We start from the raw sequence: 14,533 nt of genomic DNA on the forward strand, positions 1-14,533 counted from the left end.
TCGAGAGAGAGCACCACTGTGTCCGCCCGCACCGCACCCGTCACCACCGTCACGACCCCCGGCCCCGCCGCGCGCGCCGCCGTCGAGCCCGACGGACCCCGCGTCGGCCGCCGCGCCTGGTTCGCGCTCGCGGTCCTGATGCTGCCGGTGCTGCTGGTCTCGGTCGACAACACCGTCCTCAACTTCGCGCTGCCGCTGATCGCGGAGGACCTCGGTCCCTCCGGCACCGAGCTGCTCTGGATCGTCGACGCCTACCCGCTCGTGCTCGCCGGACTGCTGGTGGCGATGGGCAGCCTCGGCGACCGGGTCGGCCGGCGGAAGCTCCTGCTGATCGGCGCGGTCGGCTTCGCGGTGGTCTCCGTCGCGGCGGCCTTCGCTCCGACGGCCGGCGCCCTGATCGCTGCTCGCGCCGCGCTCGGTCTCTTCGGCGCCACCCTGATGCCCTCGACCCTCTCCCTCCTGCGCAGCCTCTTCCCGAACCGCGACCAGCGCCGGATGGCGATCGCGATCTGGGCGACCGGGTTCGCGGTCGGCTCGGCCGTCGGCCCGCTGGTCGGCGGCGTGCTGCTGGAGAACTTCGCCTGGGGCTCCGTGTTCCTGCTCGCGGTGCCGGTGCTGCTGCCGCTGGTGGTGCTCGCGCCGATCCTGGTGCCGGAGTCGCGCGACCCGGAGCCCGGGCCGGTCGACGTGGTCAGCATCGTCCTCTCGCTCGCGACGATGGCGCCGATCGTCTACGCGATCAAGTCGGCCGCCGAGCACGGGATCGACGCGGTCGCGGTGCTCTCGCTCGTGGTCGGCATCGTGAGCGGCGTGCTCTTCGTGCGCCGGCAGCAGCGCCGCGAGGTGCCGATGCTCGACCTCTCGCTCTTCCGCCGCGGCTCGTTCAGCGCGGCCATCCTGGTCAACCTGCTCAGCGTCGTCGCCCTGGTGGGCGGCCTGTTCTTCGTCTCGCAGCACCTCCAGCTCGTCGTCGGCCTCTCGCCGCTCGAGGCGGGGCTCGTGCTGGTGCCGGGACTCGTCGTGATGATCGGCGCGGGGCTCGGCGTGGTGCCGATCGCCCGGCGGATCTCGCCGCGGATCGTCGTGCCGGCGGGACTCGTGATCTCGGCGGTGGGCTACGCGCTGCTCGCGATCGGCAGCGCGGCGCCCGGCGGCGCCTCCGCGCTGACCGTCGCGGTCTCGTTCGCCTTCCTCGGGCTCGGGATCGGCGCGGCCGAGACGGTCTCCAACGAGCTGGTGCTCGCGAACGCGCCCGCCGACAAGGCCGGGTCCGCCTCGGCGGTGTCGGAGACGGCGTACGAGCTGGGCGCGGTGCTCGGCACGGCGACGCTCGGCACGGTGCTGACGGCCGCCTACCGGAGCGGCGTGGTGCTGCCCGAGGGCCTCGACGCCGGCCAGGCGCAGCGCGCGGGGGAGACCCTGGGCGGCGCGGTCGCGGTCGCGGGCGAGATCCCGTCCGAGTCGGCGTCGAGCCTGCTCGCCTCGGCCGGAGCCGCGTTCGACGCGGGCGTCGGCTGGTCGGCCTGGATCGGCGTCGGACTGGTGCTGCTCGCCGGCGTGGTGGCGGCCTGGCGCCTGCGCCGGAGCTGACGCGGCGCGACCGGCGCGGGCGGCGGCCCGAGAGTACGCTGGGCTGGTCTCCTGCCCCGCACGCTCGAGTGCTCCGCACGCCCAGTCCTCTGGATGCGCAGCACTCCGGCCCGTGCCCCCCCCGCACGTCTGAGGACCGCCATGACCCGCACCGTGAAGCTCGCCGTCATCCCCGGAGACGGGATCGGACCGGAGGTGATCGCCGAGGCCGTGAAGGTCCTCGACGCCGTCACCGCCGACTCCGACCTGGTGATCGAGAAGACGCCGTTCTCGCTCGGCGCCGGCCGCTTCCTCGAGACCGGCGACGTCCTCACCGACGAGGACCTCGCGTCGATCTCCGCGCACGACGCGATCCTGCTCGGCGCCGTCGGCGGTGTGCCCGGTGACCCGCGCCTCAAGGACGCGAACATCGAGCGCGGGCTGCTGCTGCGCCTGCGCTTCGCGCTCGACCACTACGTCAACCTCCGCCCGACCCGCCTCTACGCGGGCGTGCCGTCGCCGCTGTCGGCGCCCGGCGAGGTCGACTTCGTCGTCGTCCGCGAGGGCACGGAGGGCCCGTACGTCGGCAACGGCGGGTCGATCCGCCAGGGGACGCCGCACGAGATCGCGAACGAGGTCTCGGTGAACACGGCCTACGGCGTCGAGCGCGTCGTCCGCCACGCCTTCGAGCTGGCCCGCAAGCGCCGCTCGAAGCTGACGCTGGTGCACAAGACGAACGTCCTGGTCTTCGCGGGCTCGCTCTGGAAGCGGCTCGTGGACGAGGTAGGGGCCACCTACGAGGACGTGGCCGTCGACTACCTCCACGTGGACGCGGCGACGATCTTCCTGGTGACCGATCCTGCTAGGTTCGACGTCATCGTCACCGACAACCTGTTCGGCGACATCCTGACCGATCTGGCCGGCGCGATCAGCGGCGGCATCGGACTCGCGGCCTCGGGCAACATCAACCCCGACGGCGCGTTCCCCAGCATGTTCGAGCCGGTCCACGGATCCGCGCCCGACATCGCCGGGAAGCAGCTCGCCGATCCGACCGCCGCGATCCTGTCGGTGGCGCTGCTGCTCGACCACCTGGGTCGCGGCGACGAGGCCGCCCGCGTGACGGCGGCCGTGACCGCCGACATCGAGTCGCGCGACGGCACCCCGCGCTCCACGGCCGCGATCGGCGACTCCGTCGTCTCGCGGCTCCGCTGACCCTCCTCTCCGGCCCCCGCCCCCGGGCCCCACGCCACTCCAGGAAGACCCCCTCATGACCGACACCCTCCCCGCGCAGGACCTCGCCTTCGAGGTGACCGCCAACCCCGCGCCCCGCTCCGACGAGGAGCGCGCCCGCATCCTCGCGAACCCCGGCTTCGGGGTCCACTTCACCGACCACATGGTCGACATCCGCTGGTCGCGCGCCGGCGGCTGGGACCAGGCGCGCGTCGAGCCCTACGGCCCGATCCAGCTCGACCCGGCCGCGGCCGTGCTGCACTACGCGCAGGAGATCTTCGAGGGGATGAAGGCCTACCGCCACGCGGACGGCTCGATCTGGACCTTCCGCCCCGAGGCGAACGCCGGCCGGCTGCAGCGCTCCGCCCGCCGGCTCGCGCTGCCCGAGCTGCCGACCGAGCTGTTCGTCGAGTCGCTCCGGCAGCTGATCGCGGCCGACGGCGCCTGGGTGCCGTCCGAGCCGGAGACGAGCCTGTACCTGCGGCCGTTCATGTTCGCCAAGGAGGCGTTCCTCGGCGTGCGCGCGGCCGAGGAGGTCGGCTACTACGTGATCGCGAGCCCGGCCGGCGCCTACTTCTCCGGCGGCGTGGCCCCGGTGTCGATCTGGCTGTCGACGTCCTTCGCCCGCGCGGGCAAGGGCGGCACGGGCACGGCGAAGACCGGCGGCAACTACGCCTCGTCGCTGCTGCCGCAGCAGGAGGCGTACCAGCACGGCTGCGCGCAGGTGCTCTTCCTCGACTCGCAGGAGTCGCGCTGGATCGAGGAGCTCGGCGGCATGAACGTGGTGCTGGTGAAGAAGGACGGCACGCTCGTCACGCCGGAGTCGGACTCGATCCTCGAGGGGATCACCCGCGACAGCGTGCTGCAGCTGGCCGAGGACCGCGGCCATCGCGTGGAGCGCCGCCAGGTGTCGATCGACGAGTGGCGCGACGGGGTCGAGTCCGGCGACGTGGTGGAGGTGTTCGCCTGCGGGACCGCGGCGGTCATCACGCCGATCGCCGAGCTCAAGGGCGACGGCTTCTCGGTGGGCCACGAGGGCGCGCCGGCCGGCGCGCTGACGATGTCGCTGCGCGAGGAGCTGACCGACATCCAGTACGGACGTCGCGAGGACACGCACGGCTGGATGACGAGGTTGGACGCATGAAGATCGCACGATTCGCCACGCAGCGCTCCGGAGACAACGGGGGCGCGATCCACTTCGGGATCCTGGACGAGGACGACCTGGTCGTGCTCGCCGGCGACCCGATGTTCGCGGGCTTCGAGACCACGGGGGAGCGGATCCCGCTCGCCGAGGCGAAGCTGCTCGCGCCGGTGATCCCGCGCTCGAAGGTGATCGGAATCGGCAAGAACTACTCCGACCACGCGGCCGAGATGGGCGGCGACGCTCCGGCCGAGCCGCTGATGTTCCTGAAGCCGAACACCTCGGTGATCGGGCCGGACGAGCCGATCGTGCTGCCCGAGGACAGCCAGCAGGTGGAGTTCGAGGGCGAGCTCGCGGTCGTGATCGGTGCGATCGCGCGGAACGTCCGGGCGGAGGACTACGAGGACGTCGTCTTCGGCTACACGATCGCGAACGACGTCACGGCGCGCGACCTGCAGAAGTCGGACGGGCAGTGGGCCCGGGCGAAGGGCTACGACACGTTCTGCCCGATCGGGCCGGTCATCGAGACCGAGTTCGTCTGGAACGAGAGCGCGCTCGAGACTCGGGTGAACGGGCGGCGGCTGCAGTCCGGGAACACCGGCGACATGATCCACGGGGTGCCCGAGATCATCGCGTACGTCTCGAGGGTGTTCACGCTGCTGCCGGGCGACATCATCCTGACCGGGACGCCCGCGGGCGTCGGGCCGATCGCCAACGGCGACACGGTCGCGATCGACATCGAGGGCATCGGCACGCTCTTCAGCCCGGTGGTGTCCCGGGCCTGACGCGTCTCGCGAGATGCCACTTGTGCGCGCTTCTCGCGGCGTGTCGCGTGCACAAGTGGCATCTCGCGGAGGGGGTCAGTCCGTGGTGACGGGGGCGTCGGTGGCGTCGTCGTCGGGGAGGCCGGCGTCGCCGGAGACGGTGTCGCCTCCGCTGTCGGCGTCGGTGACGGTGTCGGAGACGCCGCGGTCGATCGCGGTGCCGCCGGGAGCGGCACCCGCGGCGCTCGCGTCGGTCGCGTCCTCGCCGGGCAGCACGGTCTGGGCGCCACCGGTGTTCGGGGTCAGGTCGGGCTCCTGCTCGGGCAGGTCCTCGTTCACGTTCTCGGGCACGGGGGCTCCTCTCGTCGGAGTGTCCATCGGAGCATGTGGGCGGCGGCGGGCGTCAGGGTCTTGACACCGTCGGGGAGCGGCCGGTCTCGCTACGCGCCTGTGGGGCTGCTCGACCGGCATGATTGGGCGCTGTGTCTCCGCCGATCGAGCTGCTGCCTTCCTGCGGATCGAGCAGCTGTCCTCATGCTGATCGAGTAGCCCGTGGAGCGGGCGTATCGAGATCCACCAGCGTCGGAACAGGAGTCTGCAGGCCCGCCCTTCTGAGGGCGGTGGGTCTCGATACGCGCCGGCGGCGCTACTCGACCGGCATGGTGGCGCTCCGGCGCTCTGCGACCGGCACGGGGCGGGGCGGTGGCTTCACCGTGCTCCCTGGAGCTGTCAAGTGGAGACGCTCGACGGGGACGGAGTCGTAGCGTCGAAGCATGAGCTCGTCCCGCACGATCCGCAGTTCCGATACCACCGCCACGACCAAGAGCACTGCCACGAAGACCGCCGCCGCCGAGAAGAGCAGCGCGACGAAGACCGCAGCGACGACCGCCACGGCGGAGACGAGCGCTGCGAAGAAGGCCACTGCGAAGGTCGCTCCGGCGAAGAAGACCACCGTGAAGAAGGCCACCGCGAAGAAGGCCACCGCGAAGAAGGCCACCGCGACGAAGAGCGCTGCGAAGACGACCGGCGTGAAGGTGAGCGCTGCGAAGACGACCGGCGCGAAGGCCGCTTCCGCGAAGAAGACTGCGGCGGCGAAGAGCACGCGCGGCACTATCGACCGCATCGCTCGCGAGGACTTCGGCTGGACGTCGCTGCTGCCGGGGCAGCGCGAGGCCATCGAGTCGGCCGCCGCGGGCCGGGACACGCTGCTCGTGCTCGCCACGGGCGGCGGCAAGTCCGCCGTGTATCAGATCGCCGGCGCCGAGCGCGGGGGCGTCGTGCTCGTCGTCTCGCCGCTCGTCGCGCTGCAGGCCGACCAGCTCGCCTCGATCGAGGCCGCGCCGGCCGCGCCGCCCGCCGTCGCCATCAACTCCGCGCAGGGCGCCGCCGCCGTCGCGCGGGCCTGGGAGCGCATCGACGAGGGCGGCCCGCTGTACGTGCTGCTCGCTCCGGAGCAGCTGGCCAAGGAGGAGAACGTCGCCCGGCTCGCCGCGGCCGGCGTCTCGCTCCTGGTCGTCGACGAGGCGCACTGCGTCTCCTCCTGGGGCCACGACTTCCGCCCGGACTACCTGCGGCTGAAGGACGTCCGCAGCGCACTGGGCGATCCGCCGGTGCTCGCGATGACGGCCACCGCCTCTCGGCCCGTGCGCGAGGAGATCATCGACCGGCTCGGCATGACCGACCCCGAGGTGCAGGTGCACGGCGTCGACCGCCCCGAGATCCGTCTCGTGGTGCACCGCCACGAGAGCGAGAACGAGAAGCGCGCGGCCGTCGTCGAGGAGGCGCGCAGCTGGACGGCGCCGGGGCTCGTCTACGTCGCCACGCGCAAGGAGACCGAGACCTACGCGGCGGAGATCGCTGCCTCGGGCCGGAGCGTCGCGGCCTATCACGCCGGGCTCAAGACGAGCGAGCGGCGCGAGGTGCACGAGCGCTGGCGCGACGGCGAGCTCGACGTGGTGATCGCCACCTCCGCCTTCGGGATGGGGATCGACCGCGCCGACGTGCGCTACGTGCTGCACGCGACGACGACAGAGTCGCTGGACGCCTACTACCAGGAGATCGGACGCTCGGGGCGAGACGGCGAGCCCGCGACCGGTGCGCTGCACTACCGGCTCGAGGACCTCGGGCTGCGCCGCTTCTTCGCCAAGCGCCGGGTCGAGCCGGCCGCGCTGCGCGTGGTGTGGGCGGCCGTGTCGGACAAGCCGGGCGTGCAGGTCGACGAGCTGGCGGCGGCGCTGGGCAAGTCGCCGCGCACCGTCGCGCGGCTGGTGAACGATCTCGCCGAGGCCGACCTGCTCGAGACCGAGGGCGGCCTGCGGGCCGTGAGCGACGCGAGCGGCGACGACGCCGTCCGCGCGGTGAAGGAGGAGCTCTCCTCCCGCGAGCGCATCGCGGAGTCGCGGCTGTCGATGATGCGGGCCTATGCGGAGACCTCGCAGTGCCGGCGGCGCGTGCTGCTCGACTACTTCGGCGTCGAGGGGCCGGAGTGGTGCGGCAACTGCGACGGCTGCGAGCGGCACGAGGCGCGCCAGGAGGCGGCCGACGAAGCGGCGTCCGCTGCTCCCTCCGAGGCACCGCTGAGCGTCGACGAGGCCGTCGAGCACCGCGAGTGGGGTGCGGGGACCGTCATGAGCGTCGAGGACGACCGCGCGACGATCTTCTTCGAGTCCGAGGGCTACAAGGTGCTCTCGTTCGCGGCGCTGGAGTCGGGGGTGCTGAAGGAGCGGGAGGCCGTCTCGGCCTAGGCGCCGGCGGGGCGGGGTCTCGATACGCCGTCCTGCGGACCGCTGCTCGACCAGCATGAAGGGGCGGGCCTCTTCCGCGAGGGCCGCTCGTCCGACTGGGGGCCCTCATGCTGATCGAGTAGCCCGCGCAGCGGGCGTATCGAGATCCACCTGCGTCAGGAGACCGGTCTGCAGACCGTCGTGCTGAGGACGGTGGGTCTCGATACGCCCCTGCGGGGCTACTCGACCAGCATGAAGGGGCAGCCGCACCGGAGGTGCGACCTCCACGTGCGAGATGCCACTTGTGAGCGGGCGACACGGCGTGTCGTGCTCACAAGTGGCATTTCGCGGAGGGGGTCAGACGTTCGAGACGGCGGAGCTCACGTCGGTGGGCTTGTCGTAGTCGCCCTCGGGGATGGCGCGGAGCGCGTCGAGGACGTCGCTGTCGGCGCCCTCCTTCTCGGCGGTCTCGACGATCGTGTCCTTCGAGGCCGGGTAGTCGATCCCGGCGAGGTACTTCTGGACCTGGATCGGGTTGGGTGCATCCATCGTGCTGTCCTTTCGTCGTTCGGTCAGTGCTGGTGCTCTTCGGTGAAGAGCCGGTCGAAGGCGTCCACGCGCCGGTCGGTGACCGTCGTGGGCGTCTCGAGGTGCACGGCGCCGCTGGGGACGAGCCCCGCGCCACCGAAGCGCTCCATGACGCGCCACTGCGCGGCGACGTCCTCGCCGCTGTGCTCCGGGGGCAGCTGCTCCCAGAAGTCGAAGCCGCCGCAGGCGACGAGCGCCTCGCGACGGTAGAGCACGCACGCGCCGAGCCAGGCGACGCGGTAGGCGCGCCAGGCGCCCTCCGGCACGTCGAGGCGGGCGGCGACGTGGGTGAGGTTCGCGGCGTTGTGCAGCGGCCAGCGCTCGAACTCCGGCGTGCCGCGCCGGATCCGCTCGGGCTGCACGCCGTCGTCCCAGGGCTCGAAGGCGGTCTGCTCGTGCGGCCGCTCGTCGCCGAGGTAGGACAGCCCCTGCACGGCCGAGCCGACGAAGCCGCAGCCGAGGCGCCCGAGCGCCTCGTGCAGCCGCGCCAGCGTGCCCGGCTCGAGCCAGACGTCGTCGTCGAGGTAGAGGACCGCGGGGGCGGTCGCGAGCGAGAGCAGGTAGTGCCGCTGCTCCGCGAGGCCGCGCCGGGGGAGGTGCCGGCGCACGAGCGGAGCGCGGCCCTGCGCCGCGAGGATCCGCAGCATCGACACCACGGTCGGGTCCGTCTCCGTCACCGCGGCGTCCGACTGATCGCTGACGATCACGCGGAACGGCGGATCGTCCTGCGCCGCGAGGCCCGCGAGGGTCGCCGCCAGCTCGGCCGAGCGGCCGGCCGTCGGGATCAGGACGTCGACGGCCGGGGACTCCGGGTGCAGGTCGCGCCCCCAGAGCCCGGACCAGCGCCGGCTGCTCACGGCGCCGACGACGAGCGGATGCGCTGGACCATCTCGGTCGTCGAGTGCTCGGAGACGTAGCCCACGGTGGTGACGGTCCCGCCGTAGGAGCGGACGACCACCGCCTCCGCGAGCATGTCGGGGGCGTAGTCGCCGCCCTTCACGTAGACGTCGGGCTGCACGCGCTCGAGCAGCGGGATCGGGGTGTCGCCGCTGAAGAGCGTGACGTAGTCGACGCAGCCCAGCTCGGCGATGACGCCCGCGCGGTCGCCCTCGGGGTTGATCGGGCGGCCCTCGCCCTTCAGCCGGCGGACGGAGTCGTCGTCGTTCACCGCGACGACGAGCACGTCGCCGAGCTCGCGCGCCTGGCGGAGGTAGGCGGTGTGGCCGCGGTGCAGCACGTCGAAGCAGCCGTTCGTGAAGACGATGCGGCGGCCGCGGCGGGCCTCCTCGGCGAGCACCTCGACCAGGCCGTCCTCGCCGAGCACGACCGCGCCGGGCGCGGCGAGCGAGGCGAGCAGGTCGTCCGCGGTGCAGACGGAGGTGCCGGGGCGCTGGACGACCACGTCGGCCGCGGCCTGCGCCAGGTCGACGGCGGTCGCCAGCGAGCGGCCCGCGGCGAGGGCGAGGGTCGCGGTGGCGGCGAAGGTGTCGCCGGCTCCCGAGGCCTGCTTCTCCTCCGCGGGCTGGGCGAAGGTGCGGCTGACGGTGCCGTCGGCATCGAGGGCGGTCGAGCCGTCGCGGTCGAGGGTGACCACGACGTGGCGGGCGCCGGAGCGCTCGCGGAGTCTCTCGGCAGCGGTACGGACGGCGGCGGCGCGCTCGGTGCCGCGGCCGAGCGGGGTGCCGAGGAGCCGCTCCGCCTCCTTCGCGTTCGGGGTGACCAGGTCGGGGGCCGCGAAGGCCCAGTCGGCGAGCTCGTGCGCGTCGATCACGAGGAGGCCGGGGCGCTGAGCGGCGAGCACGCGCTCGACGGCCTCGCGGAGGATCCCGGAGCCGTAGTCGCAGACCAGCACGGCGTCGGCGCCGTCGGCCGCGCGGACGGCGGCCTCGGCGAGCTCGGCCAGCTCGGGGTCGGACGGGCGGTGCGGTCCGGAGTCGACGCGCAGCATCACGCTGTCGCCGCCGACGACGCGGGTCTTGATCGTGGTCGCGGCGTCGCTCCGGACGATCGCGCCGGTGTCCAGGCCCGCGCGCTCGAGCGCGGCGAGGAGGCGGTCGCCCTCGGGGTCGCGGCCGGCGACTCCGACCGTGCGGACCACGGCGCCGAGCGCGCAGAGGTTCGCCGCGGTGTTGGCCGCGCCCCCGGCGACGTCGACGACGTCCTCGAGGCGCAGCACCGGGGCGGGGGCCTCGCGGGTGACCCGCTCGGCCTCACCGAGCCACCAGGAGTCGAGGATGAGGTCGCCGATCACGGCGACGACCGGCGGCCGCTCGCGCACGTGCGCGACCAGCGCGCTCGCCCGCTGGAGCGCGGAGCCCTCGAGGCTCATCGCCCGGCGCCGGGGAGGACGGGGAGGCCGAAGTGCACGACCGTGGTGGTGGTCATCTCGTCGAGCAGCTCCGGGCCGTAGCCGAAGCCCGAGCCGCTGGTGCCGCGGGGCTGCGCGCTGCCGCCGGGGGCGCCGCCGAAGACGCCGTTGATCTTGACGGTGCCGACCGGGAGGGTCGCCGCGGCACGGTGCGCGTGCTCCATGTCGGCGGTGAGGACGGTGGCCGCGAGGCCGTAGGGGCCCGTGGCGGCGCGGGCGAGCGCCTCGTCGAAGTCGTCGACGACGAGGACGGGGGCGACGGGGCCGAAGGTCTCCTCGGTCATCACCAGCATCTCGTCGGTGCAGTCGGCGAGGACGGTGGCGGGGTAGAAGGTGCCGTCGCCGGGCTCGCCGCCGGTGAGGATGCGGGCGCCGTCGCGGACGGCGGAGGTGACGTGCTCGTGCACGGCGTCGCGCATCCGCGCATCGACCAGGCGGGGGAGCGGGCCGTCGCGCCAGCGCTCGGCCTCGACGACCAGTGCGGCGGTGAAGGCCTCGGCGACGTCGCGGTGCACGTAGATCCGCTCGACGGAGGTGCAGATCTGGCCCGCGTTGGCGAAGGCGCCGAGGGCGGCCTGCTCGGCGGCCCAGACCGGGTCGACGTCGCGGTCGACGACGAGCGCGTCGTTGCCGCCGTTCTCGAGGATGGTGTGCGCGCCGGTGACGGCGGCGATCCGGGCGAGGGCGCGGCCGGTGGCGGTCGAGCCGACGTGCGCGAGGACGTCGACACCGTCGGTGCGGGCCAGGGCGTCGCCCACGGCGCCGTCGCCCTCGACGAGGGTCAGCACGCCCTCGGGCAGGGCCTCGGCGAGCAGGCGGGTGAAGAGCGCTCCGGTGCCGGGGCTGCGCTCGCTCGGCTTGTGCACGACGACGTCGCCGGAGACGATCGCGGCGCCGAGCAGGCCGGCGGCGACGGCGACCGGGTCGTTCCAGGGGGTGAGCGCGAGGACCACGCCGCGCGGGTGCGGCAGGGCGAGGTCGACGTTGAGGGCGCCGCCGCGCAGGCTCTTGCCGCGGTGCAGGGGGCCGAGCTCGGCGTACTGCAGCAGGGTGTCGACGCCGGCGCGGACGCCGCCGAGGGCGTCGCCGGCGGGCTTGCCGGTCTCCTCGGTGTTGAGGTCGGCGAGCTCCTGCTCGCGGGCGGCCACGCGGTGGGCGGCGGCGCGCAGGAGGGCGCCGCGCTCGGCGGGCGCGGTGGCGGCCCAGGCGGGGAAGGCGGCGCGGGCGCGGGAGACGGCGTCGGCGGCGAGGTCGGCGGTGGCGCCGGTCGTGCCTGCGGCGGGGGTCGCGGTGTCGATGGTCACGGTCACCTCTCGGTCGGAGGCGTCCGCAGGGGTCGCGGACGCACGTGCAGACGTCCGGTACCCGCGCGGCGGCGGCTCAAACGGATACCGCCGCACAACATCAGCTGAGAAGGGTGGGCCTCCTCTGTCAGCCGAGGCCGACCACTCTCAGCTGATGTTGTGCGCGCACCGGGGGGTCAGGCGGGGCCGAGGCGGGTGACGGCGGACGTGATCGCGGGGGTGGTCTCGCCGTCGGGCCAGCGGAGGGTGACGCCCTCGCCGGGGACGACGCGGCCGATGGCGGCGGTCGTCGTGTGCGGGGTGCCCATGCGGGAGGCGCCGGCGCGGTCGGCGGTGAGCATCGCGAAGCCGGGGAAGCAGGAGAGCCAGTCGGCGAGTCCCGCGGCGGCGGGGCGGGGGATCGCCGCGACCTCGAGCTCGGCGCCCGCGCCGGACGCCTCGGCGAGCATGCCGACGGTGCCGACGAGGCCGGCCATGCTGACGTCCTTCGCGCCGTCGGGCGCGCCGGAGCCGACGCTCGCCGCGAGGGCGCGGAGCACCTCCGGTGATCGATGCGAGGTCGAGTCCCACTGCAGCCCGGCGTAGCCCGGGCGCCAGCCGCCGGCGAGGTCGGCGGTCAGGCTCAGCTCGTGGCCGACCGGGGCGCTGCCGGGGACCGGGCGCACGGTGCGGCCGAGGCCGGTGACGGAGAGTGCGGCCGGGACGCCGAGCTGGGTGTGCCCGCCGAGCAGCGGGACGCCCCAGGCCTCGGCGCCGGCGCGCAGTCCGCGGAGGATGCGGGCGGCGAAGGAGGCGTCCCGCGCGCCGACCGCGTCGAGCAGGCCGACCGGATCCGCGCCCATCGCCGTGAGGTCGTTGACGTTGACGAGCACCGAGCACCAGCCGGCCCACTCCGGGTCGCGCTCGACCATCGAGGGGACGATCGCGTCGCAGACGGCGACGAGGTCGGAGCCGGGGACGGGGGCGCCGTCGTCGCCGCGGAAGCCCGGGCCGCCGAGCTGCCCGGCGAAGGCGTCGAGCAGCGGACCGAGAGCCGCCTTCGCGCCGCGGGCGAGCCGGTCGAAGCGGTCGATCGGCCAGCGCATCCGCACATGGGGAGTCCCCGCGACCTCGACAGCGCCGAGCCGGTCCCAGCCGAGCCGGCAGAAGAGCACCTCGTTCTGCGTCTGCACCGTCGCCTCGAAGCGGATCACGCCGCGCGCCTCGGCCTCGGCGCAGGCGGCGCGCACCAGCGCGGCGCCGATCCCGGCCCCGCCGCGGGCGCTGCGGCGGACGACCAGCCGGCTGCCGGTCCACCAGCCGAGGTCCTGATCGAGCGCGGGCGCGATCCGCACCCCGCCGAGCACGCCGTCGGCCGAGCGGGCGACCAGCACGACGGTGCGCGGATCCTCGTCGAGCGCGTCGCGGTCGTCGGCGTCGAAGAGGCCCTGCTCGCCGACGAACACCTCGCGGCGCAGCGCCCGGTAGGCGGCGGTCTCGGCAGTATCGGCGACCACGACCACGAAGGCCTCGCGGGCGGCCGGCGCGACCGCGCGGACCCCCTCGAGGATCGAGAGCTCCATCAGGCGCCGGCGGTCTTCAGCACGCCGCAGGCACCGCAGGCCGCGCAGCCCGCCTTCTGCCCGGAGGAGAGCATCCCGGCGGCGATCAGCAGCGCGGCGACCTGCTCGCTGACCTTCTCCAGCAGCGAGCCGGCCGGCGGCAGGACGTGGTCCACCTCCGTCGCCAGAGTCCCCTTGAGCGGCCGGAACGGCACCACGAACGGGTAGATCCCGCGCTCGATCAGCTCGCCGGCGCTGGCGACCAGCTCGTCCGGGTCCTCGCCGAGGCCGACGAGCAGGTAGGTCGAGACCTGGTTGCGGCCGAAGATCCGCACCGCCTCGTCCCAGGCCTCCCAGTACTTCGCGGTCGAGACGCGCGCCTTGCCGGGGGTCCAGCGGCGGCGGATGTCGTCGTCCATCGACTCGATGTGGATGCCGATCGAGAGGGCGCCGGCGTCCTTGAGCTCCTGCAGGGCGGCGAGGTCCTCCGGCGGCTCGCACTGCACCTGGATCGGCAGTCCGGGGACGGCCTGGAGCACCGCGCGGACGCAGCGGGCGAGGTGCCGGGCACCGCGGTCGCGGCCCTTGGAGGTGCCGGTGGTCATCACCATCTGGCGGATGCCGTCGAGCCGGGCGGCCGCCTCGGCGACCTCGGCGAGCTGCGCCGGGGTCTTCACCGCGATGGTCGAGTCGTTGGCGAGCGAGGCCTCGATCGCGCAGAAGCGGCAGCGCTCGGCCTCGTCGTAGCGCATGCAGGTCTGCACGACGGTGGTGGCCAGGATGTTCCGGCCGTGCAGGCGGGCGATCTTCTCGTAGGAGACGCCGTCGGCGGTGTGCAGGTCGTAGAAGCGCGGGCGCTTCACCGGCTCCACGTCCAGGCCGATGTCGGCGCCGTCGAGCAGGAGGCGGCCGTTCGTGACGGCGTAGGGGCTCTTCGGGTTCACCGGGATGGCGGCGCCGAGCCCGCCGAGCATCACGTGGCCGTCGTCGCTCGGGCCGGCGCCGGCCTCGCGGTGCACGGGGGCGTCGACGCGGATGCCCTGCAGGGCGATGTCGACGCGGGTGCGCAGGGCGGTGGAGCCGGTGCGGCGGACGGGGGCCGAGCCGCAGGCGTCGGGGCCGCAGGAGGAGTCGGCGGAGTCGGAGGGTGCGGGATCGGCGGTGCGGAGGCGGGGCGTCTGCAGATCGGTCATGGTGCTCCTCGGAGTCTCGAGTCGAGCGGTGCGCGACGGCGGAGTCCGACGTCGTGAGCCTCCATTAGGTCAACGCGGTGTTTCGGAGCGATGACATCGGGAACGCGATCGT

12 protein-coding genes are annotated in these 14,533 nt (G+C 73.9%); 5 read left to right on the forward strand and 7 right to left on the reverse strand.

Annotated elements, in window-relative coordinates:
- Positions 1-18 precede the first annotated feature (18 nt).
- The 4 genes from EDF35_RS16790 (at position 19) to EDF35_RS16805 (ending at position 4,725) form a co-directional block, all read left to right on the forward strand.
- Positions 19-1,590 (forward strand): MFS transporter, encoded by a 1,572-nt coding sequence (locus tag EDF35_RS16790; protein WP_243840030.1) that lies wholly within the window; start codon positions 19-21, stop codon positions 1,588-1,590.
- A 141-nt stretch (positions 1,591-1,731) separates the two neighbouring features.
- A complete protein-coding gene (locus EDF35_RS16795; RefSeq protein ID WP_123734015.1) occupies positions 1,732-2,781 on the forward strand; it encodes a 3-isopropylmalate dehydrogenase in 1,050 nt (349 codons plus the stop codon).
- Between the two features lie 55 nt (positions 2,782-2,836).
- On the forward strand, positions 2,837-3,943 hold the full coding sequence (locus EDF35_RS16800; RefSeq protein WP_133963166.1) for a branched-chain amino acid aminotransferase: 1,107 nt from the start codon (positions 2,837-2,839) through the stop codon (positions 3,941-3,943).
- Positions 3,940-4,725 (forward strand): fumarylacetoacetate hydrolase family protein, encoded by a 786-nt coding sequence (locus tag EDF35_RS16805; RefSeq protein ID WP_123734013.1) that lies wholly within the window; start codon positions 3,940-3,942, stop codon positions 4,723-4,725. Before EDF35_RS16800 ends, EDF35_RS16805 begins: the two co-directional genes overlap by 4 nt.
- Positions 4,726-4,800: 75 nt before the next feature.
- Here EDF35_RS16805 and EDF35_RS20910 read toward each other — a convergent pair whose 3' ends face one another.
- Positions 4,801-5,055 (reverse strand): hypothetical protein, encoded by a 255-nt coding sequence (locus EDF35_RS20910; RefSeq protein WP_166674147.1) that lies wholly within the window; start codon positions 5,053-5,055, stop codon positions 4,801-4,803.
- Positions 5,056-5,477: 422 nt separating this feature from the next.
- Here EDF35_RS20910 and EDF35_RS16815 point away from each other — a divergent pair, with 422 nt between their 5' ends.
- The gene (locus EDF35_RS16815) at positions 5,478-7,448 is read left to right on the forward strand and encodes a RecQ family ATP-dependent DNA helicase (RefSeq protein ID WP_133963167.1); all 1,971 of its coding nucleotides are present in this window, start codon (positions 5,478-5,480) and stop codon (positions 7,446-7,448) included.
- A 336-nt stretch (positions 7,449-7,784) separates the two neighbouring features.
- On the opposite strand, the gene EDF35_RS16820 is transcribed toward EDF35_RS16815, so the two are convergent.
- The 6 genes from EDF35_RS16820 to EDF35_RS16845 form a co-directional block, all read right to left on the reverse strand.
- Entirely contained in the window at positions 7,785-7,976 is a 192-nt protein-coding gene (locus EDF35_RS16820) for a DUF2795 domain-containing protein (protein WP_123705046.1), read from the reverse strand.
- A gap of 23 nt (positions 7,977-7,999) precedes the next feature.
- A complete protein-coding gene (locus EDF35_RS16825) occupies positions 8,000-8,872 on the reverse strand; it encodes a glycosyltransferase family 2 protein (RefSeq protein ID WP_208323088.1) in 873 nt (290 codons plus the stop codon).
- Entirely contained in the window at positions 8,869-10,344 is a 1,476-nt protein-coding gene (gene rfaE2, locus EDF35_RS16830; protein ID WP_133963168.1) for a D-glycero-beta-D-manno-heptose 1-phosphate adenylyltransferase, read from the reverse strand. Before rfaE2 ends, EDF35_RS16825 begins: the two co-directional genes overlap by 4 nt.
- Complete coding sequence (locus EDF35_RS16835; RefSeq protein WP_243840040.1) at positions 10,341-11,681, reverse strand: aldehyde dehydrogenase; 1,341 nt, start codon at positions 11,679-11,681, stop codon at positions 10,341-10,343. Before EDF35_RS16835 ends, rfaE2 begins: the two co-directional genes overlap by 4 nt.
- Positions 11,682-11,863: 182 nt before the next feature.
- The gene (locus EDF35_RS16840) at positions 11,864-13,249 is read right to left on the reverse strand and encodes an MSMEG_0567/sll0787 family protein (RefSeq protein WP_133963170.1); all 1,386 of its coding nucleotides are present in this window, start codon (positions 13,247-13,249) and stop codon (positions 11,864-11,866) included.
- Complete coding sequence (locus EDF35_RS16845) at positions 13,249-14,421, reverse strand: MSMEG_0568 family radical SAM protein (RefSeq protein ID WP_133963171.1); 1,173 nt, start codon at positions 14,419-14,421, stop codon at positions 13,249-13,251. Before EDF35_RS16845 ends, EDF35_RS16840 begins: the two co-directional genes overlap by 1 nt.
- Between the last annotated feature and the right edge of the window lie 112 nt (positions 14,422-14,533).

Origin of the sequence: Rathayibacter sp. PhB151 (assembly GCF_004366415.1) — a bacterium.
GTDB lineage: Bacteria > Actinomycetota > Actinomycetes > Actinomycetales > Microbacteriaceae > Rathayibacter > Rathayibacter festucae.

Coding starts and splice junctions, on each gene's coding strand:
- EDF35_RS16795 (WP_123734015.1), top strand. CDS start 1,732: ATGACCCGCACCGTGAAGCTCGCCGTCATCCCCGGAGACGGGATCGGA.
- EDF35_RS16800 (WP_133963166.1), top strand. CDS start 2,837: ATGACCGACACCCTCCCCGCGCAGGACCTCGCCTTCGAGGTGACCGCC.
- EDF35_RS16805 (WP_123734013.1), top strand. CDS start 3,940: ATGAAGATCGCACGATTCGCCACGCAGCGCTCCGGAGACAACGGGGGC.
- EDF35_RS16815 (WP_133963167.1), top strand. CDS start 5,478: ATGAGCTCGTCCCGCACGATCCGCAGTTCCGATACCACCGCCACGACC.
- EDF35_RS16820 (WP_123705046.1), bottom strand. CDS start 7,976: ATGGATGCACCCAACCCGATCCAGGTCCAGAAGTACCTCGCCGGGATC.
- rfaE2 (WP_133963168.1), bottom strand. CDS start 10,344: ATGAGCCTCGAGGGCTCCGCGCTCCAGCGGGCGAGCGCGCTGGTCGCG.
- EDF35_RS16840 (WP_133963170.1), bottom strand. CDS start 13,249: ATGGAGCTCTCGATCCTCGAGGGGGTCCGCGCGGTCGCGCCGGCCGCC.
- EDF35_RS16845 (WP_133963171.1), bottom strand. CDS start 14,421: ATGACCGATCTGCAGACGCCCCGCCTCCGCACCGCCGATCCCGCACCC.